Genomic DNA, 21,840 nt, shown 5'->3' with positions numbered 1-21,840 from the left:
GTGCTAATATTCCACAGTGATGATTGGTGTACCTACCGTAATCCATGTTCCAGAATGGCTATCACGATGCGTAGCCACCTGTAGATTCATCTTTTGACCGTTTAACGCGATGAATGATTCCGACATAGGGGTATACCCTGAAATACTGACAACCGTCTCATCTTGCAAACGTTCTAATTCTGTCGCCTGGAGAGTACCAAAAATCGACAATATTTTACCCTCCTGTTGGTCAACACCCATCTTAACATTGTACAATCCGCGAATACAAGTGCTAATTTGCGGAATAAAGTCGGCGCTTTGCAGGGCATTCGTGAAGGTTTCCTGTACTTGTCCAATATATAGTAGCGAATCACGGTTTCCAGATAACTGAAGTACTAGATATACAGAAAATGCTCCATTTTTAGGCACTCCTGTCACCTCGTAGCTCAGATCCACGCCGTTTTGTGTGTATGTAGTCCTATATGCGAGTATGTTGTGTTTACCCGATTGTTCGCTTGGGGAAAACGGAATCTCAAGTTGTTGTGCCCATTTCGTCGCCAACTCTTTTACTTGTTCAGCACGCAGGCCTTCTTCCATCGCTGTACGCATACGTACCTGAACCGATACACCCGTTGCGCCCGTATCTTCTAGTACTTTCATCATTTCTGTCACAACCGGCTTTTCTTCCTTTGCTTGTGCAGGCATCCAATACACGGCCCCCATCACGAGCAATAGAGCCAGCACGCACCAACCAGACCATTTCCCCATTGATATCCTCTCCCTATGCTTACATGTATCTCTTTGTACTTCTCATTTTGTACATGTAGCTGGGTGGATATACCAGCGAATCGTCGTCTTTCTCGTATTTAGTTGAACAAATTCCCGAATGTCAGGGACCAGCCCAAGTAATCAAGGAAAAAGCGGGACAGTTCATATCCAATCACAATGGAAAGAAAAATTTGCAACAGCTTCGCCTGAACACCATTTGGTTTTTTCAAAATCTTATCAAAGCGAAAGGATTGCAACGCCCACCAAGCGAGCCCAATAAACGCAATCGATAAAATGATGCTCAACAAGCCATATACTTCTTGTGGCATGCTAGTTACCTCCTCATTGCCCTCCGAGAATCATAGAAAAAGGGACGGCCCGATCACGAGCCATCCCTTCTATTGTACCTGAAGTGCTATTCAGTTACGAGTATCACTGAGAGCTGGGAGAGAGCATGTTCCCAAAATCAAAGGACGGATTGAAATGAATCTGGATATAGTCGGTGACCAGACCCGGGAAAGCACCGAAGAATACAGTAGCGATTGCCATGATGAGAATAAACGTCCAAATGCCTTTTGGCACAACCATAGGTGCTTCGGTTGTCCCAGGACGCATGTACATCTGACGAATAATCCCAAAGTAGTAGTAGTAGGAAATGACGCTGGTGATGATCATAATCGCCGCCAGCCAGTAGTTTTCTACCACTAATGTACCCATGAACAGATAGAACTTCCCGAAGAAGCCAACCGTAATCGGGATACCTGCCAAGGATAAGAGGAAGATGCTCATCGCAACGGCCATCACTGGTGAGCGATGATACAATCCGGCGAATCCTTTCAAATCCTCTGTCTCTTGTTCACGAGATACAACCATAATCACAGCGAAAGCACCAAAGCTGACCAGCAAGTAACCGAACAGATAGAAGATTACTTCGCTGAAAAAGAGAGAGGTCGGCGGTACAAACGGCACGAGCAAATAGCCCGCTTGCGCAATACCTGAGTAAGCCATCATACGCTTGACGTTTGTCTGCCTGAGCGCCATCGTGTTCCCGATAATCATCGAGGCCGCCGCCATCAGCCCCAGATAGAGGCTTCCCTCTTCGAAAAAGAACCGTCCTGATCCCGTTCCATCGGAAACGTTGAAAAACGAGATCATCATCACCCGAAAGATCAACGCAAACCCTGCTGCCTTTGACACAACTGCCAGGAAAGCAGTGACCGGAGTAGGAGCACCCTGATAGACATCTGGCGCCCACATGTGGTTAGGCGCTGCAGATATTTTGAAGGCAAGACCTACTGCGAGAAACGCAAATGCCGTATAGACGAGGAACTGATAGCCCGCCATTCCCGCTTCTGCCAATCGGAATGAGATTTCATAAATATGTGTGGTTCCCGTAAGTCCGTACACGTACGACATCCCAAACAGGAGCACAGCCGTGGCAATACTCCCCGAAACGACGTATTTGAACGCCGACTCGTTGGAAAGCCGTGATTTTTTTCGCAAACCGACCAGTACATACGACGAGAGAGACAATAGCTCCAGTCCCACAAACAATGTAATCAAGTCAGCCGACGAAGCCATGACCATAGCCCCGAGAAGCCCGGTCAGCAGCAAATAGTAATACTCGCCTCTGTGCTGGATTTCCCCTGATTTCAGATAGGACAGCGAGATGAGAATGGCAAAAGCTGTCCCTGCCAGGAAAATCAGCTTGAAGGCATTGCCGTAATCATCGATTCGGATCATGTCGATCATGTAGCTGTATGGCTTATCGAGAGCATTCATATTGATGATCACAAAGATCGCCGCTATGACCGTTCCCAGGAAGGATAGCCAACCGATCACCTGTTTGCCAAGGCGCTTGCCCGCAAAAAGATCCAGCAGTGATAAAAAGGTAGCAAAGCCAAGAATGATAAACTCGGGCAGAAGGTAGCTCCAGTCATATGAGAAAATATCTTTAACCTCCATGGATTACCCTCCTATTCCCGTTACGATAGGTACGATCGTTTTCAGCGCCTGCTGCATCGGATTCCCCAGAACTGCCGGATAAACCCCGATGAGAATAATACATCCCAATAGGACTACCATCGGAATGACCTCCATCGGCTGTGCATCAGCAAGTCCTGTACATCTACCTGGAGTAGGGCCAAAAGTCGTTTTCAAGATCGCTCTGAGTAAATAAACCGCGGTGAGGACAATCCCGATCGCTCCCACTGCTGCCATTACTGGCAAACGACCAAACAGACCGAGGAAGGCAAAGAACTCACTAATGAATCCGGACATGCCCGGAAGTCCGAGTGAAGCCATCCCGCCTGCCAACAACACGCCGCTGACAAACGGCATGGACTTGGCTAAACCGCCCAAATCATCGAGCATCGATGTCTGCGTCCGATCCCAAATGACACCGATCAAGAAGAAGAGCAGTGCTGAGATAAAGCCGTGGGATACCACCTGGAACATCGCTCCCTGAAACCCGATCGTGTTCATCGATGCGAAACCGAGCAAGACGATACCCATATGGCTGATACTGGAGTAAGCCAGCACCATTTTTAAATCCTTTTGTACGAAAGCCAGCACAGCCCCATACAAGATGTTGATAATCCCCAAAACCGCCATCCACGTAGAGAAATCATAGGCCTGCTCTGGGAAAAAGCCGATTCCCATCCGCAAAAGACCGTATGCCCCCATCTTCAGCAAAATACCGGAGTGAATCATGACGATAGAAGGTGGAGCCTGTACGTGAACGCGCAGCATCCATGTGTGAAACGGAAATACTGGCAGCTTGATCGCAAAAGCGATAAATAGCGCTAGGAAGATGCCAAAACGCATTTCCGGCGTAAGAATTTCGGTTATCGGATGCCCTGGTGTCGCCAGGATCGCCGTGATTTCATCCATATTGAGCGTCCGCATGATGACAAAGATCACGATGAAAGCCAGCAGCATGATCCCTGAACCGATTCCGTTATACAAAAGGAATTTGTTCGCTGCTTGTTCGCGCTCCCCATAACCCCAAATTCCGATAAGGAAGTACATCGGTACGAGTGTCAGCTCGAAGAAAATGAAGAACAGAAACAGATTGTCTGCAGCAAAGACTCCCAGCATGCCGATCAATAGCAGGTGAAACAGGATAAAATACTCCTTCTGCCTCTTCTTGATCTGCCACGAAGCAATTGCTGCGAGAGTACCGATAATCGCCGTCAGCAAAATCAATGGCATCGAAATACCATCTACACCAAGTTCATAGTTGATCTCAAAAGCAAAAACCGTGCCTGCCTGAGCCATTCCAATCGGAATCGAAATCCAACTGTGCTTTTCTACGAACTGTAGATTGGCTGTCTCGTAATCAAACATGCCGAACATCCAACCTGCCAAGATAAGTGCTGGCAACGTTCCAAAAATCCCGACCTGCTTGATCACACCAGCATGTCGACCGGGAATAAAAGCCATGACGAGAATCGCCAGCAGTGGAGAGAACACCAGTGATGACAAAAGGATATTACCCAAAGAGTCCACCTCCCTTGGCCGTCAAACTGATGGCGATGATCAAGAGTAACAGACCGAATATGACCATTGCCCCATAGGACTGAATCTGCCCACTTTGTACTCTTGCGTGCAAAGATCCAATTCCTTGGGTGATTTTTGCTGTCAATCCAACCAAACCATCCACAATATACTTGTCAAATACATCTAGGACAAATCCAAGCCAGCCTAATGGACGAACAATGACGTTGTGATACAGCTCATCGATGTAGTACTTCTTGTATGAGAGCTGATAGAGCCACGGCATTGCTTCTGGAATCGTGTCCGAGGAGATTGATTTCTTGCCGTACATCAGGTAAGCCAGCACAACTCCGAGAATAGAGATCAACAGTGCCACAATCTGCAACCAAGCTGCCGCGTGCTCACTGCCTTCCCCAAAAATGCTCGTGATTGCCGTCCCTGTGTTCGTAGACAATAACCAATCAGAGAGTAATGGCGCGTACGGTGTATTCACAAAGCCTGCGACAACCGCAAGCAATGCCAAGACCAAGAGCGGTCCTGTCATGACTCTTGGAGATTCGTGCGCTTCGTGCTTGCCACGTGCCTTCCCTGCGAATGTCAGGAAGAACAGACGGAACATATAGAATGCGGTAAAGAATGCTGCTAAGAGCGCGATGAACAGCAAATCGTAGCGATGTGCTCCGTAAACAGCCCCCAGGATCGCTTCTTTCGACCAGAAACCAGCGAACGGAAAGATCCCTGCAATCGCCAAGCAACCGATCAAGAAAGTCAAAGCGGTGATCGGCATCTTTTTCCACAAGCCACCCATTTCAAATACATTCTGCGTATGTACCGCATGAATGACACTACCTGCTCCAAGGAAGAGCAGTGCTTTGAAAAAGGCGTGCGTCATCAAGTGGAAGGAACCCGCTACATAACCAGCAGCACCAGCTACACCCAATGCCAGCATCATGTACCCGAGCTGACTGACTGTGGAATAAGCCAAGACACGCTTGATATCCCGTTGGGTCAGGCCGATCGAAGCTGCAAATATGGCGGTGAATCCTCCTACATACGCCACAACTGTCAAAGCCGTATCGGATGCGATAAACAGCGGATAGGTAGCAGCGACCAAATAAACACCAGCCGCGACCATCGTTGCCGCGTGAATTAATGCAGACACAGGTGTTGGACCTTCCATAGCATCAGGCAACCACGTATGAAGCGGAAATTGACCTGATTTTCCCATGGCCCCAACGAAAATGAGGATTGCCGCGAGCGTAATCATCCACGGTTCCAGTCGTCCGAGTGCGATGCTTTCAAAAATCGCTCCATACTCGAAACTTCCGGTCCACCAGAACAACAGACATATCCCGATGAACAGACCAAGGTCACCGATGCGCGTAACGATAAAAGCCTTTTTGGCTGCTGCTTTTGCCTCTTTCTTGAAGTAGTAGTAGCCAACGAGCAGGAAGGAGCATACCCCGACCAGCTCCCAGAAAATATATACTTGCAACAAATTTGGCGAGATGACTAATCCCAGCATGGAGAACGTGAACAGCGCCAGGTATTGATAGAACACCGGAAAGCGTTCATCCCCATGCATGTAGCCCTTGGAATAGATTTGGACCAACAGACTGACCAATGTCACAATGACGAGCATCATGGCATTCAGCGGATTCACTTCGAATCCCATGTTGATCACGATATCGCCAATATGCAGCCAATCTATCACATAATTGTAATCGGTTCCCCCACCCTGGAATCTCTCCCAGAAGATGAGCACTGCGATTCCAAAAGAAACAGCCGTCAGGGTAATGCCCACTATGGCCGCTCCTTCTTTCAATTGGCGACCAAATGAGACGATCACGATGAAAGCAAGAAGCGGAAACAGAGGGATCAGCCAGGCATAGTGCATTAGAGTATCCATCTTTGTCCTCCTTTTCAGGTTTCCCTCTTATCGTTTCATTTGGTCCATTTCATCTACGTTCACGGTCTCCTTGTTGCGGTACAGCGCAATCAGAATCGCTAACCCTACGGCAACCTCGGCAGCTGCAACCGTCATCGTGAACAAGGTAAAGATTTGTCCCGTCACGGATGGATACAGTCCGAATTTGGAAAAGGCGACCAGGTTAATATTTACAGCATTCAGCATCAGCTCGATTGATAACAGGACGACGACTGCATTTCGCTTCGTCAATGCGCCGTACAAGCCTACACAAAAGAGAATCAGCGCGACCATTAAGTAGGAGGAAATGCTTACAGTCATTCGTTATCCCCCTCCTTTTTCGCCATGACGATCGCACCGACCAACGCGACCAACAACAAAACAGACAATAGCTCAAATGGTATGACGAATTTGGTGAATACTTCGATACCGATTTCTTTTGCATTGTTTACAGGAGCCTCTGCAGGTGGCGGTGGCGCAGGCCACGGTGTATTTTGCACACCCCAGAACAATAATCCGAACAGAACGATTACGAAGAGCAGGATAAAACGGTTTTTCCATGTCCGGCCTGTTCCCTCATCATTCGCATCGTGCTTTGTCAGCATGATTCCAAAGAGCATCAGAATGGAGATAGCCCCTGAATAAACCAGAATTTGTGCGACCCCGACGAACTCCGCTCCCAGCAAAACAAAGAGACCTGCAATGCTGATAAACGTAACGCCCAATGAGATGACCATGTGGACGACGCGCGTAAAGCTGATCATAAACACCGCGCCACCGATCGTCAGAAGAGACAGGATAAAAAAGGCAACGAATTCGCCTGTCATACTAATTCTCCTCCCTGACGTTCGTATTGTTGTCGTCGAGCCATTTCAAGTTCTTATACAATTCGTCCCGGCTATAGGCAGCCAGTTCGAAGTTGTTTGTCATGACAATCGCTTCTGTCGGACAAACCTCTGTGCACAGATCGCATAGAATGCACAGCTCAAAATTGATATCGTACGTATCGATAATCTTTCCCTTTTTCTCCGGATCAGGATGGGGCTTCCCTGTCAGTTGAATACACTCCGTCGGACAAATGCGTGCGCATTGGTTGCAGACGATGCATTTTTCAGGAGAAAAGTGCTGAATACCGCGAAAGCGAGGCGGCATTGGAAAGGGCACATCCGGATAGAAGTGGGTTACTTTTTTCTCCGTGAGCTTTTTAAATGTATACCCCAGGCCTTTGGCCAGTCCTAGCATGTGTGTCACCCCTCAGGATTTGAGAACTTGGCTGCACCACGTTTTTAATGAAAGCAAGCTTTTGGCGAAGCAAGCCTATGGCGAAGCCTGCGCTATGAAAACAGTGGGACGTAGTCGTTTTCGATCAAGTCGCTACTAGAACATGCCATTTTGGTAAGAAACCACTACGGCTGTGAGCAGGATGTTGAACAATGCCACGGGCAACAGCACTTTCCAGGCAAACGACATCAGTTGATCGACACGTAAGCGCGGCATCGTGGCGCGAATCCAAAACTGGAGGAAGACGTAAACAGAAAATTTAAGGATAAACCAAACGATTCCCGGAATGAAGTCCAGCGATGGATGAATCGGCAGCCATCCACCAAAAAAGAGAATCGTGATTAAGGCACCCATCCCGAACATGTACACATACTCCGCCAGCATGAACATCGCAAAACGGAAACCGGAGTACTCGACGTGGTAACCGCCAACAAGCTCCGACTCTGCTTCTGGCAAGTCAAACGGCGTACGATTCAGCTCAGCCTGGGCAGCAATGATAAATACAACAAATCCGATAAACTGCGGAACAATATTCCAGACATCCTGCTGTGCATTGACAATATCCTCGAGATTCATGCTGCCCGTCAATAGAACGATACCCACCACGGACATGACCAGCGGTACTTCATAGCTGATCATCTGCGCAGCGGAGCGGAGACCCCCGATCAGCGAGTACTTGTTATTCGAGGCCCAGCCAGCCGTGATCACGCCTAATACGGTAATCCCAGACAAGGCGATATAGTACAACAGCCCTATTCCCAGATCAGCGAACCGAATGCTCTCCGAAAAAGGCATGACCGCCAATACAGCGAAAGCAGGGGCATAGGCCAATATTGGTGCTAGAGTGAACAACGCTTTGTCAGCGTGCTGCGGACGGACATCTTCCTTTAATAGCAGCTTGGCAACATCCGCAACCGTCTGGAGAAGTCCCAATGGTCCTACTCGATTCGGCCCGATGCGCAACTGCATCCACCCAATCACTTTACGCTCAAAGTAAATGGCGTACGTAACGAATCCCAACACGACTGCAAGCAGTAATACTGCCGCTACGATAAACCAAAGCGTGGTCCCCCATGAAGGGGCTTGCTGCAAGAGAGTATTCATCAACAGTCAACCTCCCCGAGCACGATGTCGATACTGCCCAGAATGGCAACCATGTTCGCGAGGTTTTCCCCCTGCAACAGCTTAGGCAGAATTTGCAGATTGGTAAACGAAGGCCGTCTGAACTTCAATCTCCACGGTTTATCCTTGCCTTGACTGGCAATGTAGCAGCCAATTTCTCCCCGCGGTGACTCAATGCGCACATAAGTCTCCCCAGCAGGCGGGCGAATCACACGTGGTACTTTCCCCATGACTTCGCCTTCACTCGGAAACTGCTCCAATGCCTGCTCAAGAATTCGCAGTGATTGCTCAATTTCAGCCATGCGCAGATGATAGCGCGCCATGCAATCTCCCTCGGTTGCTGTCGGCACATCAAATTCAAAACGATCGTAAATGCAATACGGTTCGTCCTTGCGCAGGTCCCATTTGACACCTGTCGAGCGGAGCATGACACCTGATAGCGAGTAATCCAATGCCGTTTTTGTATCGAACTTTCCAATCCCTCTGAGACGGTTGATAAAAATCTCATTCCCTGTCACCAGCTGGTGGTAGTTATTCAATTCTTTCTTCATGTACTGGACAAATTCTTTGGCTTTGTCGATCCAGCCTGGAGGTGCATCCCATTTCACTCCGCCTACGCGCATGTAGTTAAATGTCATCCGCGCCCCGCACAGCTCATTAAACAAATCCAGGATCGTCTCCCGATCACGGAATGCATACAGGAAGGGCCCCATCGCACCAATGTCCAAAAGATACGTTCCCCACCAAACCAAATGGCTCGCCACCCGGTTCAGTTCCATTGCGATCAATCGCAGAAACTGAGCTCGTTCTGGAATCTCCAACCCCATCATCGTTTCTACTGCATGGCAGAGAACGTAGTTGTTGGTCATGGCAGACACGTAGTCCATACGGTCTGTATAGGGAATAATTTGTGTATAGGTCAAGTTTTCTGCCAGCTTCTCAGTACCACGATGCAGGTAGCCCATCACCGGAATCGCTTCTTTAATGGTTTCCCCATCGATTTTTACTACCAAGCGAAATACCCCGTGTGTACTCGGATGCTGTGGACCTACGTTTAATAACATCTCTTCCGTACGAAGTCCTGTTTCAGAAGAGGTATCAACATGAGTCGTGAGGATGTTATGGTTCATCTGCTAAACCTCCTCGTCGTATTGCACATAATCTTTGCGCAGCGGATACCCAACCCAATCATCCGGCAACAGGATTCGACGTAAATCCTTATGTCCCGGGAAATGAATACCCAAAAGGTCAAAAGTCTCTCTTTCATTCCAATTTGCGCCATGCCAGAGGTCCATTACAGAAGCAACTTTTGACTCTTCTCTGCTCGTTTTGACCTTTACTGCCAAGCTTTGGCGATTTTTGTAGGAATAAAAGTGGTAGTATACCTCCAGGCGATCCTCGTAATCGACACCGTGAAGATCAGACAGGTACTCAAAGCTCAATTGCTCGTCATCTCTTAAAAATTGGGCAACTTGATGCCAACGCTCGTTTTGAATGGTGAGGGTCGGAACTTCCTTTCCCAGCTCGTTAATATACGAAGCCTCGATGACTTCCTGTCCAAATGCTTCGGAAATTCGTGACACGTATTTATCAAGATAGGGCTGGTTTTTGGAAGGTGCTTTTGGCACTTCCTCTGCCGGAGCCTCATCCCCACTCGCTTGCGCTGCTTTTGCCTTCGCTGCTGCTGCGGCCGCGGCTTTGGCTTTTGCTGCAGCTGCGGCCTTTGCCTTGGCGTCATCATCACCGGAATCATCGCCGCCTGCTTCACGTGCGGCTTTTGCCTTAGCAGCGGCTGCTGCGGCAGCCTTGGCTTTTGCGGCAGCTGCGGCCTTCGCCTTGGCATCCGCATCTGGAGCTGAATCAGCTGTATCGGCTCCGTTTTCCGCTGCTTCTTTTGCTTCCTTCGCTGCTTTTGCCTTGGCTAGTGCTTCTGCGGCAGCGGCTTTCTTGGCTGCGGCTTTTTCCTCAGGCGTCATTTCGGACACGGGCTTTGTTGGTGGTGGGGAAGTTTCTGCTTGTTCCTTCGCTGCTTTTGCTTTGGCAATCGCTTCGGCCGCTGCTGCTTTCTTGGCTGCGGCTTTTTCTTCCGGCGTCATTTCCGACACAGGCTTTGCTGGTGGTGAAGCAGCTTCTGTCTGTTCCTTCGCCGCTTTTGCCTTGGCAATCGCTTCGGCCGCTGCTGCTTTCTTCGCTGCGGCTTTTTCCTCAGGTGTCATTTCTGACACAGGTTTTGCTTCCGGAGCAGAGACTTCCTCTTGTGGCTCTTGAGATGCCTCTACTGGGCTCGCCTCTTGGGAAGCCTGCGCTTCCTGTTCTCTTAATTTTCGCAAAGCTTCGGCCTTGGCACGGGCTTCAGCCGCTGCCGCTGCCTTTTCCTCCGGCGTCGGCTTGCGTTTCTCGTCGCTCATAGATTGGTCACCTGCTTCCCAGTCTTCGCTTCGTAACGGATTTTTTCTTGGAGCTTATTGATTCCGTAGATCAAAGCGGCAGGGTTAGGCGGACAACCCGGAATATATACGTCGACAGGCACAATCTGGTCTACACCTTTTACCACGCTGTACGAGCGCACGTACGGACCTCCCGCTGTCGCACAGGAGCCCATGGCAATCACCCACTTTGGTTCAGGCATTTGATCATACAGCCTGCGCAGTAGTGGTGCCATCTTTTTCGTGACGGTTCCAGCTACGATCATGACATCAGATTGCCTTGGGGATGCTCGAAAAATAACGCCGAACCGGTCGAGGTCATAACGCGCTCCACCCGTTCCCATCATCTCGATCGCGCAACAGGCCAAGCCAAAGGTTAACGGCCACAACGAGTTGCTGCGAACCCATCCCTTCACTGTTTCCAATGTCGTAAACATGACGTTGCGATTCAATTCCTCTTGCAATTCAGGCGCAATGCTTGTCAGGTCTAGTTCCATTCCAGCACCTTCTTTCTCCACGCGTAAATCAATCCTACGACGAGCAAGGATATAAAGATGACCATCTCGACTAAGGCAAAGAGCCCCAGTTCTTTGTAAGCGACGGCCCACGGATACAGAAAGAGTGTTTCTACATCAAAGATGACAAACATGAGGGCAAAGATGTAATACTTCACGTTGAAACGCACCCAACTGTCACCAACAGGAATGTTACCGCTTTCATAAGTAGTTTGCTTCTCCCGTGTCGGTTTCTTTGGACGAAGCAATGGACCAACAAAACTGACTGTAGCCACGGGCAACAACACACCTAGAATCAAAAAGATCGCGACAATCACATAATTGTTGGTATAGATGTCACTCACCCACGTTCCCTCCGCTCTTGAGAAAGGTATGAATCGTCTTGCGCTGTCCTCCAGAAGAAGTCGAGACTCCCTCAAAAGGGTACTGCTCGCAGCATCAAGGTGTAGGTATGAACGCTGTCGCTGCTAGAAAAAAATACCTTTATCATTATAGCAAATTGCCAATAGGGTGTCTAACGAAAGCCTTCCTTTTGTGCCATATAAAGGGAAAAAACTCAGGGATTTCTCCCTGAGTTTTTCCAGCATAGTATGATGACCAAACGAATATGCCCGTCTGGCTCTCTTATTCTCTTAATTATTGAACGTTGTTTGAAAATTGCTGTCCGAGGAAGTCCTCGTAAATTCGCTCCCATACAATCGTGAAGTTCATCTTCTCGTCTTCTGGGATCTCCAGCATATTTTCAATCGCATCTTCCATATATGGAGTCAGCTTGATCAGAACCTCTGCCAGCATCTGGTCATTGGTGTTCAGCAATTGCTTCATTTCTGCTTTGGACATGCTGAACGTATTTTCTTCTTCCTCGTGCAGCTTCATCACGAGGCGGCTAAACATCGGATGAACCAATGCTTCCAGTTTAACATGAGCCAATGCAAGAGATTCTGCTTCACTCAACTTGAACAACTCAGATGCATCTGGGAACGGATAAACCGGTACATCCCAAGCATCTCCATTATCAATTACCAGACCCCACTTCACGAAAAGCCCAATCGCTTCATCAAGAGATGTCGGATATGCATAATCGGAACGGCTCATGAACGCTTTGAATCTGTTCAAGAGGTTCACGTAGCCTTTGAAATCTGCTTCAGACTTAAAGCCTTCTTGAACAGGCTCGGTGAATGTGCCTTTCAATGCATCGAACTCGTCCAGAGCTTTTCTCATTTCTTCTTTTGTCTCATGCTTCGTTACTACATAGCACATTGCCTGGAAAAGAACATTCATTTCATGAGATAGCACGCTTGTCCAGCCATTAGCCGCAAAGCTGCTAGGAATCACTACGCCATCTTGATTGTGGCGGATATCGCGAACGGTTTGCATCAATTACACTCTCCTTTAATCCCAATAGCCAATGCCGCTTTTTCCCGCTGTTTTTCATGCTAACGTAGCTCGTCGGCAGGGCATTAGGTCTATTATACACAGAAACATTAGGCAATTACCAACTGGAAATATCATGCCCGATTTCCATGGCTCATCATTCATCGTCCTATAACCGAAAAATCCCCGCAGCCACATGGGCGCGGGGATATCAAGCTTACGCTTTACTTCGCTACGTCGAGACGTGCCATCGCACGTTGCAGCGCGCGTTCTGCACGCTTGACGTCGAGCTCGGCATATTTCTCAGCCAAACGCTTTTCAGCACGCTCTTTCGCTGACTTCGCGCGTTCAACATCGATGTCTCCCGGCAATTCAGCCGTTTCAGCAAGGATGGTTACTTTATCGCCGCGCACTTCCATGAAGCCGCCGCTTACAGCCATCTTTACTTCTTTATCGCCTTCTGTCTTAATCCGAACTGGCGCTGTTTTCAGCGGGGTTACCAACGGCACGTGGTTCGGCATAATACCGATTTCCCCTTGCAAGCCGCGAGCAATCACCATTTCAGCCTGACCGCTGTAGACAACCCGTTCAGGAGTTACGACTTCAACTGTCATCTTACTCACTTACTCGTCTCCCCTTTCCAGGGTGTCTTACGCCATTTTCTTCGCTTTTTCTACCGCTTCTTCAATTGTACCTACGTACAGGAACGCGCCCTCTGGCAGGTGGTCATGCTTGCCTTCGAGGATTTCCTTGAAGCTGCGAACGGTTTCTTTCAATGGCACGTATTGGCCTGGGTTACCAGTGAACTGCTCGGCAACGTGGAAGGACTGGGACAAGAAACGTTGAATGCGGCGTGCGCGTCCAACTACTTGCTTGTCATCGTCACTCAACTCGTCCATACCGAGAATCGCGATGATATCTTGCAGTTCTTTGTAACGTTGCAGGATTTTCTGAACGCTACGAGCCACATCATAGTGTTCTTGTCCTACAATATCAGGAGCCAGAGCACGGGAAGTGGATGCGAGTGGGTCTACCGCAGGGAAGATACCCAACTCAGCGATGGAACGCTCCAGGTTCGTTGTAGCGTCCAAGTGAGCAAACGTAGTAGCAGGAGCCGGGTCAGTATAGTCATCCGCTGGTACGTAAATCGCTTGAATGGACGTTACGGAACCTTTTTTCGTGGAAGTAATACGCTCTTGCAGCTGACCCATTTCGGTAGCCAGTGTTGGCTGGTAACCTACCGCGGATGGCATACGGCCCAAGAGAGCAGAAACTTCGGAACCCGCTTGAGTAAAGCGGAAGATGTTATCAACAAAGAGAAGAACGTCGCGGCCTTCTTCATCACGGAAGTATTCCGCCATAGTCAGACCAGTCAACGCTACACGAAGACGTGCACCAGGCGGCTCGTTCATCTGACCAAATACCATCGCGGTTTTCGGCAGTACGCCTGCGTCTTTCATCTCGTGGTACAGGTCGTTACCTTCACGGGTACGCTCACCTACACCTGCGAATACGGAAATACCACCGTGCTCTTGCGCGATGTTGTTGATCAGCTCTTGAATAGTAACGGTTTTACCTACACCCGCACCACCAAACAGACCGATCTTACCACCCTTGATGTACGGAGCCAAAAGGTCAATAACTTTGATACCTGTTTCCAGGATCTCAACAGTCGTTGCTTGGTCTACGAACTCAGGAGCTTTACGGTGAATTGGGTCACGACGATCTACTTGACCGAGTTCTTGCAGGTCGATCGGCTCACCCAATACGTTGAATACGCGTCCGAGGGTTACTGCACCCACTGGAACGGAGATAGCTGCACCGGTATCAACTGCTTCCATGCCACGAACCAAACCGTCAGTGGAAGACATTGCAACGGTACGAACCAAGTTATCGCCCAAATGAGTAGCAACCTCAACAGTCAAGTCGATGTCGCGCTCACCAGCGCTTTGTGCTTTATGTTGAATCTTGATCGCATTGTAAATGGCAGGCAGGTGTCCGCGGTCGAACTCGACGTCAACAACCGGACCCATTACCTGAACCACGCGTCCATTCGCCATCTTACTTCTTCCCTCCTGTAAAGCTAAATTGGGAGCTATTCGCTGCCACTAAGCCTGTGCGTTTGCACCTGCAACGATCTCGGAAATCTCTTGTGTAATGGCTGCCTGACGAGCACGGTTGTAGCTCAACGTTAAACGGTTGATCATATCCGTAGCATTGTCTGTCGCGTTGCCCATTGCCGTCATACGGGAACCTTCTTCGGAAGCTTTTGCTTCGAGAAGTGCACTGTAAACCAGTGTTTCCGCATATTTCGGCAACAGATCCGCCAATACTTCTTCCGAGGACGGCTCATACTCGTAATTCAATTCGCGCGCATTGTTGCTCTCGGGAGCTTCCAAAGGCAGCAATTGTTTTACGGTAGGTATTTGCGAAATTGCACTTTGGAACTTGTTGTAGCACAGGTACAGTTCATCAATCTGCTCATTCTCGAACATTTGGACTGCTGCACCGGCAATTTTCTTGATATCAGCAAAGGCTGGGCTGACTGGCAGACCTGTAACCTCCTCCAACAGAGGGTAGTTCCGCTTGCTGAAGAAGTCACGACCTTTGCGGCCAATCACAAAAATACCGTACTCATCCTTGGACTTGTGCTTCTCGTTAATGGTAGTTACCACTTTACGGAGAATGTTGGCATTGTAACCCCCAGCAAGTCCACGGTCGGAAGTGATGACAATATAACCAGTCTTTTTCACCGGACGATTTTGCAACATTGGATGTTTGGAACCAGAGTTCCCACTCGCGATGCTTGCGATCACTTCTTGGATCTTGTCAGCATACGGGCGTGCCGCCTCAGCTTTATCCTGGTTACGGCGAAGCTTTGCAGCCGCCACCATTTTCATCGCTTTCGTGATTTGGCGCATATCTTTTTTACTTTTGATACTGCGTCGAATCTCACGTATTCCTTTAGCCACTCGTTTTCACCACCTTGAGGACGCATGCACGGGCGACTAGCCCCGGCATGCATCTGATGTCTATCAGGTTAACGATTAGCGAGTTACCGAAAAGCCTTTTTTGAACTCTTCGATCGCTGCGTTGAATTCTTTTTCATCTGGAAGGTCTTTCGTTGTGCGGATGTGCTCCAACAGTTGCGGTTTGTTGGAATCCAAGAAAGACAACAGCTCTTTCTCAAAGCGGCGCACTTCTGCTACTGGAATGTCATCCAGGTAACCTCTTGTAGCGCTATAGATAGAAGCAACTTGCTTCTCAACAGGCATTGGATCGAACTGACCTTGTTTCATGATTTCCATCAAGCGCTCACCACGGGTCAGACGAGCTTGGGTCGCTTTGTCCAGATCGGAACCGAACTGAGCAAACGCAGCCAACTCACGGTATTGAGCCAACTCGAGCTTGAGTGGACCTGCTACCTTTTTCATCGCCTTGATTTGCGCGGAACCACCTACACGGGATACGGAAAGACCGGTGTTAACCGCTGGACGTTGACCTGCGTTGAACAAGTCTGTCTCCAGGAAGATCTGACCGTCCGTGATGGAGATCACGTTGGTTGGAATGTATGCGGAAATGTCACCCGCTTGGGTTTCGATGAATGGCAGAGCTGTAATGGAACCAGCGCCCAGATCATCAGACAGTTTCGCAGCGCGCTCCAGCAAGCGGGAGTGCAAGTAGAATACGTCACCAGGATATGCTTCACGACCTGGAGGACGACGGAGCAAGAGGGACATTTCGCGGTATGCAGCAGCCTGTTTGGACAGGTCATCGTATACGCACAGAACGTGTCCGCCTTTGTACATGAAGTACTCAGCCATTGTTACACCTGTATATGGAGCCAAGTACAACATTGGAGCTGGGTCAGACGCAGTAGCAGAAACGATGATTGTGTATTCCAGAGCCCCTGCTTTACGCAGAGTTTCTACGATGTTTGCAACGGTGGATTGCTTTTGACCGATAGCAACGTAGATACAAATCATATCTTTACCTTTTTGGTTGATGATCGTGTCGAGCGCCACTGCTGTTTTACCAGTTTGGCGGTCACCAATGATCAACTCACGCTGTCCACGACCAACTGGGATCATCGCGTCAATCGCTTTGATACCTGTTTGGAGCGGCTCGTGTACGGATTTACGTGCCATAACGCCAGGAGCTGGGCTCTCGATTGGACGGAAACCATTATTTGCAATAGGGCCTTGACCATCGATTGGTTGACCCAGTGGGTTTACAACGCGGCCGAGCAGCGCTTCCCCTACTGGAACTTCCATAACGCGGCCGGTACGTTTTACAGTATCGCCTTCCTTAATGTCGCGGAAAGGTCCCATAATAACGACACCCACGTTATCTTCTTCCAAGTTGAGTACCATACCCATTACGCCATTTTGGAACTCGAGAAGCTCCCCTTGCATGGCCTTTTCCAAACCGTGAACACGAGCAATACCGTCACCTACTTGGATGACTGTGCCTACATCCACAACTTCGATTTCAGATTTAAAGTTAGCGATCCGCTCTTTAATGAGGGAGCTAATCTCTTCTGGTCTGATTGCACTCACTTAATTCACCCCATTCATCCAACTTCTTAAAAGCCATCGAACTTTACGCCTTTTGCGCAAAGGTTTCCAACTTTGTTTTCAGGCTGCCATCATACAGACGGTCGCCAATTTTGATAATAATGCCGCCGAGAATCGCTGGATCTACGACTGCTGTCATACGCAGCTTTTTGTTCAGCGTTTGGCCGAACTTCTCAGCCAGCTCATTTTGCTCTTCAGTAGAAAGCGGCTTTGCACTTGTCACAATCGCATCTGCGAATCCACGAGCTTCGTTCGCCAATTGTACAAAAGAACGGTAGATATCAACCAGATCAACTTCACGTCCGTTCTCAATCAGGACGTTCACAAAGTTAAAGGTTTCTTCCCCTACATGGCTTTTGAACAATTCGTCAGCGAGCTGGCTTTTTGCATCTGCTGCGATGTGCGGGTGCAGCATGATCTTTTTCAGATCTTCGTTGCCTTCAACCGCTTCTACGATTGCACCCAGGTCTGCTTCCACCTGATCAATCTTGCTACGCTCACTCGCTACTTCAAAGAGAGCGCGAGCATAACGTTTTCCTACTGCGCTACTCATAGGCGATCTCCCACTTGTGCGAGAAATTTGTCAACAGTAGACTTTTGAGCTGCTTCGTCCAGTTCCTTCTCAATGATCTTGGAAGCCAAGAGCACGGAAAGACCAGTCATTTGCTCACGCAGTTCGAGTTTTGCTTTTTCTACTTCACGAGCCAGTTCAGCACTTGCATCTGCTTTCATGCGCTCAGAAGCTGCTTGTGCTTCAGCAACGATTTTGCTTGCTTCATCAGACGCTTGCTTTGCAGCACGGTCGATGATCGCTTTAGATTCAGCGCGAGCTTCATCCAAAAGACGGCGTTGTTCAGCCAAAAGCTTTTCGGATTCCTTGTGGTTGCGTTCCGCAGTAGCGAGCTCGTTCTCAACATGAGCACGGCGCTTTTCCAATACGTTCGCAATCGGTCCTGTTGCATATTTGGAAACAACGATCAACAGCAAAACGAAAATAATCACCTGGAGTAGTAATGTGCCCCATTCCAGGGATACGGCTCCAAACTCAACCATTTTTAGTTCACTCCTTCCTGACAAACGAAAGATTCTGCAATAAGTTCTTTGCGTACTTACCAGAATTATTACTAGAAGACTTCCATGCCAAGCTTGTGGCCGAAGCCTGATTTTTCCCTACTAAAAGATAGGCGAAGGTGACCCTCCGCCTATTTAATACTGTTCAACTGTTCGCTTAGCCCAGACGACCCATCAAGATGAAGCCTACAGCTACAGCGATAATTGGAATCGCCTCTACGAGACCCATACCGAGGAACATGATACCCATCAGGTTACCACGAGCTTCAGGTTGACGAGCAACACCTTCAATTGTTTTAGAGATTACGTTACTTGCACCAAAAGCACCACCAAGTGCTGCCAAACCGAAAATAAGACCCATAGCAATAGCTACACCCATAACTTCCATGTTAAAAATACCTCCCTAAATTGTTGTTAACCAAAACTAGATTTTAGTGTTCATCATTCACAAGTTGTGAAATGTAAACCATAGAAAGAGTCAAGAAAATGAACGCCTGAATTGCACCTACGAAGACGGAGTAGCCGAGCCAGATAAACAATGGTGCTGCGGCCAAAATACCCCCACTCAACAGGAAGGCAATCATGATCTCTTTTGCAAAGAGGTTACCGAACAAACGCAGAGGAAGCGTCAACGGTTTAATGATAAACTCCTCAAGAATGTGAATCGGGTTGAGGAATACGTGCTTAAACCAACCACCTGGACTTTTCTTGATACCGAGGTAGTGGGAGTAAAGCAATACCACCAATGCCAAACCAAATGTTACGCTTGGCGTAGCAGTTGGCGATTTCCACCAGACAACGTGAGCCCCTTTGTCAGCTAGCTCGTGCTCAACGGTTTCGCGCTTTTTCGCTTCGGCTTCTGGCGTAGTAGCAACAGTCAGCATCTTCATAACGCCTTCGCTGATCTCACCTTTGTGCACTGTAGTCACGTTGGCGATAACACCCAGCTGATTCCCAATGAAGATGTAGAGGAACAGCGTAATACCAAGCGTCATCATCATCATGACTTTCTTATGATCCATGTATCCTGCGGAAACATTCTTGACGAAGTCAAAAATCCACTCGACTGCGTTTTGCTTGGCACCCGGAACTCCGGTTTCCAGCTTCCGCGTCATTACAACTAGGAAAACAAACACAAGCAGTGCGGTAAGAAGCATCATAAGAATAGTAGCGATGTCAAATACCATGCCAGCCCACTCAAACCGTAACGTATAATGATGACCCATCTTTTCACCCCTTTCCATCAATAGATAGAGGTTGTCCGAAACATCTGTCTAAGCACTGCTATCGAACGCTCTCTGTTAATTCATTTCATGTTTAGTAAAGCTGTACCAAATCTATTTGAAATTGCGGTATACGAGTAGAAAGCCGATCCCTTGGATCAAAAACAATCCAAGCAGGACCCCAGATAACATGAAGATGTGAGGAAAAAGAAAGGTAAGATAGGCTGAAAGGCCGGCAATCATAAACCGGAGCATCGTCCCTGTTCCTTTTGGTCTTACATCAGGGTTATCTGCTATTTGCCCTACGACCCAGACCTTGCCAGCCAGAACGATGGTATTAATGATTCCTGCCACGGTTCCGAGTAACAAACTCTGTAAGAAAACTTTGTGATCAGGCAATAAAACTAATAGGATTACAAACAAGGCCAAACACCAAAAAGAATAGCGAAAAGTCTTTCGCATCGCTAAAGCAAACGCTTCCATCGTTCGTCACCCCCTACAGATACGGGCGAATGAGTCGATAGACAGTGTATACACCAACAGCAATCCCTGTAATCAAGCCGATAAGCAAGAACCAAGGATCAGTCGCTAGTAGGCGATCCGCGTATCTGCCGATCATAAAACCGGCAACCACACAAATGGCAAAGTCAAGACCAAGTACGCTGACCAAACCAAGTGCTCGCCATGGATTGTCAAGTTTCGCCAGTTTATCCTTCTCCTTTCACATAAGGAGAGGGCACACAATTTCCAAATGCCCTCATCCATATTAACGAAGATTTATTCCCTTTGTCAACGCAAGCGTTTCTGTGTACACAAAGCGTTCACAATTTAAAAATTAAATTTTCTCGACAATTGTGGAGACCCCTTGTCCACCACCAATGCAAAGAGTCGCTAACCCATATTTTGCCCCTTCGCGCTTTTGCAATTCATGCACGAGCGTGACCAAAATTCTCGCGCCACTCGCACCGATTGGATGTCCCAAAGCAATGGCTCCGCCGTTGACATTCAGCTTCTCGCGATCAAAGCCTAATGCTTTGCCAACAGACAGCGATTGGACGGCAAAAGCTTCGTTTGCTTCGATCAAATCGATGTCAGCAATCGACAGTCCCGCTTTTTCCAGTACGCGTTTAGTCGCAGGAACAGGACCGTACCCCATAATGCTCGGATCAACACCTGCACTCGCATTGGCTACGATACGGGCTAGAGGCTTCACTCCCAGCTCTTCTGCCTTCTCGCGTGTCATAATCAAGAGAGCTGCTGCTCCATCGTTGATGCCGGATGCATTTCCAGCTGTCACAGTTCCATCCTTTTTAAATGCAGGCTTCAGCTTGCCTAGCGCTTCGGCTGTCACGCCAGCACGCGGGAATTCGTCCACGGCAAACAGCACCGGATCACCCTTGCGCTGCGGAATCGGGACCGGCACGATTTCTTCTTGAAAACGGCCGCTAGTGAGCGCTTGCTGAGCTTTTTCCTGGCTCCACGCTGAAAATTCATCCTGCTCTTCGCGTCCGATTTCGTATTTGGTGCAAAGATTCTCCGCTGTAATGCCCATGTGGTAGTCGTTGAAAGCACACCACAGCCCGTCACGAATCATGGAGTCTACAACTTTCTGATCTCCCATGCGGTAGCCTGAGCGCGCACCTTCCATTAAGTATGGTGCCTGGCTCATATTTTCCATCCCACCAGCCAAGACAACTTCTGCCTCACCTGCAAGGATTGACTGAACGGCCAGATGAACGGCTTTTAGACCTGAACCACAAACCTTGTTGATTGTCAGGGAGGGAACTTCATGAGCAAGGCCCGCGTGAATAGAAGCCTGGCGCGCCGGATTTTGACCCAAGCCTGCTGACAGTACATTCCCCATAATCACTTCATCGACCGCATCCTTGGAAACACCTGCACGTTCTAGCGCTGCTTCCAGTACAATCCCGCCCAGCTTTGTCGCGCTGACACCTGCAAGCGTTCCTTGAAAGCTACCTATAGCAGTGCGCACAGCACTCGCAATGACGATTTCTCTTTGACTCATCTTCCACACACCCCTCGAATACACAGGATAGGCAACCTTCTTAAAATTCCATC

25 protein-coding genes are annotated in these 21,840 nt (G+C 48.7%); all 25 read right to left on the bottom strand.

Going from position 1 to position 21,840, the window contains the following annotated elements; genetic code table 11:
* Nucleotides 1-3: 3 nt before the first annotated feature.
* The 25 genes from FB479_RS15640 to FB479_RS15520 all read right to left on the bottom strand — a co-directional run bounded on the left by FB479_RS15640 (nt 4) and on the right by FB479_RS15520 (nt 21,787).
* The gene (locus FB479_RS15640) at nt 4-747 is read right to left on the bottom strand and encodes a YwmB family TATA-box binding protein (protein ID WP_142065903.1); all 744 of its coding nucleotides are present in this window, start codon (nt 745-747) and stop codon (nt 4-6) included.
* Between the two features lie 98 nt (nt 748-845).
* Nucleotides 846-1,076 carry a DUF1146 family protein gene (locus tag FB479_RS15635; RefSeq protein WP_106654755.1) on the bottom strand — a complete coding sequence of 77 codons (231 nt, stop codon included), beginning with the start codon at nt 1,074-1,076 and terminating at the stop codon, nt 846-848.
* Between the two features lie 103 nt (nt 1,077-1,179).
* Nucleotides 1,180-2,712 (bottom strand): NADH-quinone oxidoreductase subunit NuoN, encoded by a 1,533-nt coding sequence (nuoN, locus tag FB479_RS15630; protein ID WP_142065902.1) that lies wholly within the window; start codon nt 2,710-2,712, stop codon nt 1,180-1,182.
* A 3-nt stretch (nt 2,713-2,715) separates the two neighbouring features.
* A complete protein-coding gene (locus FB479_RS15625) occupies nt 2,716-4,248 on the bottom strand; it encodes a complex I subunit 4 family protein (protein WP_142065901.1) in 1,533 nt (510 codons plus the stop codon).
* Complete coding sequence (gene nuoL, locus FB479_RS15620) at nt 4,241-6,154, bottom strand: NADH-quinone oxidoreductase subunit L (RefSeq protein ID WP_142065900.1); 1,914 nt, start codon at nt 6,152-6,154, stop codon at nt 4,241-4,243. Before nuoL ends, FB479_RS15625 begins: the two co-directional genes overlap by 8 nt.
* Nucleotides 6,155-6,181: 27 nt before the next feature.
* The gene (gene nuoK, locus FB479_RS15615; protein ID WP_007722089.1) at nt 6,182-6,493 is read right to left on the bottom strand and encodes an NADH-quinone oxidoreductase subunit NuoK; all 312 of its coding nucleotides are present in this window, start codon (nt 6,491-6,493) and stop codon (nt 6,182-6,184) included.
* Nucleotides 6,490-6,999: an NADH-quinone oxidoreductase subunit J gene (locus FB479_RS15610; RefSeq protein WP_017252344.1), complete on the bottom strand. Its 510-nt coding sequence runs from the start codon at nt 6,997-6,999 to the stop codon at nt 6,490-6,492. The genes nuoK and FB479_RS15610 overlap by 4 nt, the downstream gene beginning before the upstream one ends.
* A gap of 1 nt (nt 7,000) precedes the next feature.
* The gene (gene nuoI / locus FB479_RS15605) at nt 7,001-7,414 is read right to left on the bottom strand and encodes an NADH-quinone oxidoreductase subunit NuoI (RefSeq protein ID WP_007722093.1); all 414 of its coding nucleotides are present in this window, start codon (nt 7,412-7,414) and stop codon (nt 7,001-7,003) included.
* Nucleotides 7,415-7,549: 135 nt separating this feature from the next.
* Nucleotides 7,550-8,560 carry an NADH-quinone oxidoreductase subunit NuoH gene (nuoH, locus tag FB479_RS15600; RefSeq protein WP_174769447.1) on the bottom strand — a complete coding sequence of 337 codons (1,011 nt, stop codon included), beginning with the start codon at nt 8,558-8,560 and terminating at the stop codon, nt 7,550-7,552.
* Nucleotides 8,557-9,705 (bottom strand): NADH-quinone oxidoreductase subunit D, encoded by a 1,149-nt coding sequence (locus FB479_RS15595; protein WP_088909743.1) that lies wholly within the window; start codon nt 9,703-9,705, stop codon nt 8,557-8,559. Before FB479_RS15595 ends, nuoH begins: the two co-directional genes overlap by 4 nt.
* 3 nt (nt 9,706-9,708) lie before the next feature.
* A complete protein-coding gene (locus FB479_RS15590) occupies nt 9,709-10,983 on the bottom strand; it encodes an NADH-quinone oxidoreductase subunit C (protein WP_142065899.1) in 1,275 nt (424 codons plus the stop codon).
* Nucleotides 10,980-11,498, bottom strand: coding sequence for a NuoB/complex I 20 kDa subunit family protein (locus tag FB479_RS15585; protein ID WP_007725455.1), 519 nt, complete (start codon nt 11,496-11,498; stop codon nt 10,980-10,982). Before FB479_RS15585 ends, FB479_RS15590 begins: the two co-directional genes overlap by 4 nt.
* Nucleotides 11,489-11,860, bottom strand: coding sequence for an NADH-quinone oxidoreductase subunit A (locus tag FB479_RS15580; RefSeq protein WP_015893615.1), 372 nt, complete (start codon nt 11,858-11,860; stop codon nt 11,489-11,491). Before FB479_RS15580 ends, FB479_RS15585 begins: the two co-directional genes overlap by 10 nt.
* 292 nt (nt 11,861-12,152) lie before the next feature.
* A complete protein-coding gene (locus FB479_RS15575; protein ID WP_106654761.1) occupies nt 12,153-12,893 on the bottom strand; it encodes a DUF6042 family protein in 741 nt (246 codons plus the stop codon).
* Nucleotides 12,894-13,114: 221 nt separating this feature from the next.
* Nucleotides 13,115-13,513, bottom strand: coding sequence for a F0F1 ATP synthase subunit epsilon (locus FB479_RS15570; RefSeq protein WP_106654762.1), 399 nt, complete (start codon nt 13,511-13,513; stop codon nt 13,115-13,117).
* 27 nt (nt 13,514-13,540) lie between these two features.
* Nucleotides 13,541-14,950, bottom strand: coding sequence for a F0F1 ATP synthase subunit beta (gene atpD / locus FB479_RS15565; protein ID WP_106654763.1), 1,410 nt, complete (start codon nt 14,948-14,950; stop codon nt 13,541-13,543).
* 48 nt (nt 14,951-14,998) lie between these two features.
* Nucleotides 14,999-15,862 carry an ATP synthase F1 subunit gamma gene (gene atpG, locus FB479_RS15560; protein ID WP_048035081.1) on the bottom strand — a complete coding sequence of 288 codons (864 nt, stop codon included), beginning with the start codon at nt 15,860-15,862 and terminating at the stop codon, nt 14,999-15,001.
* A 75-nt stretch (nt 15,863-15,937) separates the two neighbouring features.
* Complete coding sequence (gene atpA, locus FB479_RS15555) at nt 15,938-17,449, bottom strand: F0F1 ATP synthase subunit alpha (protein ID WP_106654764.1); 1,512 nt, start codon at nt 17,447-17,449, stop codon at nt 15,938-15,940.
* 43 nt (nt 17,450-17,492) lie between these two features.
* On the bottom strand, nt 17,493-18,020 hold the full coding sequence (locus tag FB479_RS15550; RefSeq protein WP_142065898.1) for a F0F1 ATP synthase subunit delta: 528 nt from the start codon (nt 18,018-18,020) through the stop codon (nt 17,493-17,495).
* Entirely contained in the window at nt 18,017-18,520 is a 504-nt protein-coding gene (gene atpF / locus FB479_RS15545) for a F0F1 ATP synthase subunit B (protein ID WP_106654766.1), read from the bottom strand. Before atpF ends, FB479_RS15550 begins: the two co-directional genes overlap by 4 nt.
* 175 nt (nt 18,521-18,695) lie before the next feature.
* Nucleotides 18,696-18,926 carry a F0F1 ATP synthase subunit C gene (atpE, locus tag FB479_RS15540; protein WP_017252354.1) on the bottom strand — a complete coding sequence of 77 codons (231 nt, stop codon included), beginning with the start codon at nt 18,924-18,926 and terminating at the stop codon, nt 18,696-18,698.
* 43 nt (nt 18,927-18,969) lie between these two features.
* Entirely contained in the window at nt 18,970-19,764 is a 795-nt protein-coding gene (gene atpB / locus FB479_RS15535; RefSeq protein ID WP_142065897.1) for a F0F1 ATP synthase subunit A, read from the bottom strand.
* A gap of 111 nt (nt 19,765-19,875) precedes the next feature.
* Complete coding sequence (locus FB479_RS15530; protein ID WP_106654768.1) at nt 19,876-20,244, bottom strand: ATP synthase subunit I; 369 nt, start codon at nt 20,242-20,244, stop codon at nt 19,876-19,878.
* A 13-nt stretch (nt 20,245-20,257) separates the two neighbouring features.
* Nucleotides 20,258-20,431 carry an AtpZ/AtpI family protein gene (locus FB479_RS15525; RefSeq protein WP_307724157.1) on the bottom strand — a complete coding sequence of 58 codons (174 nt, stop codon included), beginning with the start codon at nt 20,429-20,431 and terminating at the stop codon, nt 20,258-20,260.
* A 165-nt stretch (nt 20,432-20,596) separates the two neighbouring features.
* The gene (locus tag FB479_RS15520) at nt 20,597-21,787 is read right to left on the bottom strand and encodes an acetyl-CoA C-acetyltransferase (RefSeq protein ID WP_048035087.1); all 1,191 of its coding nucleotides are present in this window, start codon (nt 21,785-21,787) and stop codon (nt 20,597-20,599) included.
* Nucleotides 21,788-21,840 lie beyond the last annotated feature (53 nt).

Origin of the sequence: Brevibacillus sp. AG162, assembly GCF_006715575.1 — a bacterium.
GTDB classification, from domain to species: domain Bacteria; phylum Bacillota; class Bacilli; order Brevibacillales; family Brevibacillaceae; genus Brevibacillus; species Brevibacillus brevis.
Note: the sequence above shows the minus strand (reverse complement) of the source record. Positions and strands in the feature narration are given on the sequence as shown.

Excerpts from the sequence above, each read along its gene's own strand:
- nuoI (WP_007722093.1), bottom strand. The coding sequence starts at position 7,414 with ATGCTAGGACTGGCCAAAGGCCTGGGGTATACATTTAAAAAGCTCACG.
- FB479_RS15585 (WP_007725455.1), bottom strand. The coding sequence starts at position 11,498 with ATGGAACTAGACCTGACAAGCATTGCGCCTGAATTGCAAGAGGAATTG.
- atpD (WP_106654763.1), bottom strand. The coding sequence starts at position 14,950 with ATGGCGAATGGACGCGTGGTTCAGGTAATGGGTCCGGTTGTTGACGTC.
- atpE (WP_017252354.1), bottom strand. The coding sequence starts at position 18,926 with ATGGAAGTTATGGGTGTAGCTATTGCTATGGGTCTTATTTTCGGTTTG.
- FB479_RS15550 (WP_142065898.1), bottom strand. The coding sequence starts at position 18,020 with ATGAGTAGCGCAGTAGGAAAACGTTATGCTCGCGCTCTCTTTGAAGTA.
- nuoL (WP_142065900.1), bottom strand. The coding sequence starts at position 6,154 with ATGGATACTCTAATGCACTATGCCTGGCTGATCCCTCTGTTTCCGCTT.
- FB479_RS15590 (WP_142065899.1), bottom strand. The coding sequence starts at position 10,983 with ATGAGCGACGAGAAACGCAAGCCGACGCCGGAGGAAAAGGCAGCGGCA.
- FB479_RS15595 (WP_088909743.1), bottom strand. The coding sequence starts at position 9,705 with ATGAACCATAACATCCTCACGACTCATGTTGATACCTCTTCTGAAACA.
- FB479_RS15640 (WP_142065903.1), bottom strand. The coding sequence starts at position 747 with ATGGGGAAATGGTCTGGTTGGTGCGTGCTGGCTCTATTGCTCGTGATG.
- atpB (WP_142065897.1), bottom strand. The coding sequence starts at position 19,764 with ATGGGTCATCATTATACGTTACGGTTTGAGTGGGCTGGCATGGTATTT.
- FB479_RS15610 (WP_017252344.1), bottom strand. The coding sequence starts at position 6,999 with ATGACAGGCGAATTCGTTGCCTTTTTTATCCTGTCTCTTCTGACGATC.
- FB479_RS15530 (WP_106654768.1), bottom strand. The coding sequence starts at position 20,244 with ATGGAAGCGTTTGCTTTAGCGATGCGAAAGACTTTTCGCTATTCTTTT.
- atpF (WP_106654766.1), bottom strand. The coding sequence starts at position 18,520 with ATGGTTGAGTTTGGAGCCGTATCCCTGGAATGGGGCACATTACTACTC.
- FB479_RS15520 (WP_048035087.1), bottom strand. The coding sequence starts at position 21,787 with ATGAGTCAAAGAGAAATCGTCATTGCGAGTGCTGTGCGCACTGCTATA.
- FB479_RS15575 (WP_106654761.1), bottom strand. The coding sequence starts at position 12,893 with ATGCAAACCGTTCGCGATATCCGCCACAATCAAGATGGCGTAGTGATT.
- FB479_RS15635 (WP_106654755.1), bottom strand. The coding sequence starts at position 1,076 with ATGCCACAAGAAGTATATGGCTTGTTGAGCATCATTTTATCGATTGCG.
- nuoN (WP_142065902.1), bottom strand. The coding sequence starts at position 2,712 with ATGGAGGTTAAAGATATTTTCTCATATGACTGGAGCTACCTTCTGCCC.
- nuoK (WP_007722089.1), bottom strand. The coding sequence starts at position 6,493 with ATGACTGTAAGCATTTCCTCCTACTTAATGGTCGCGCTGATTCTCTTT.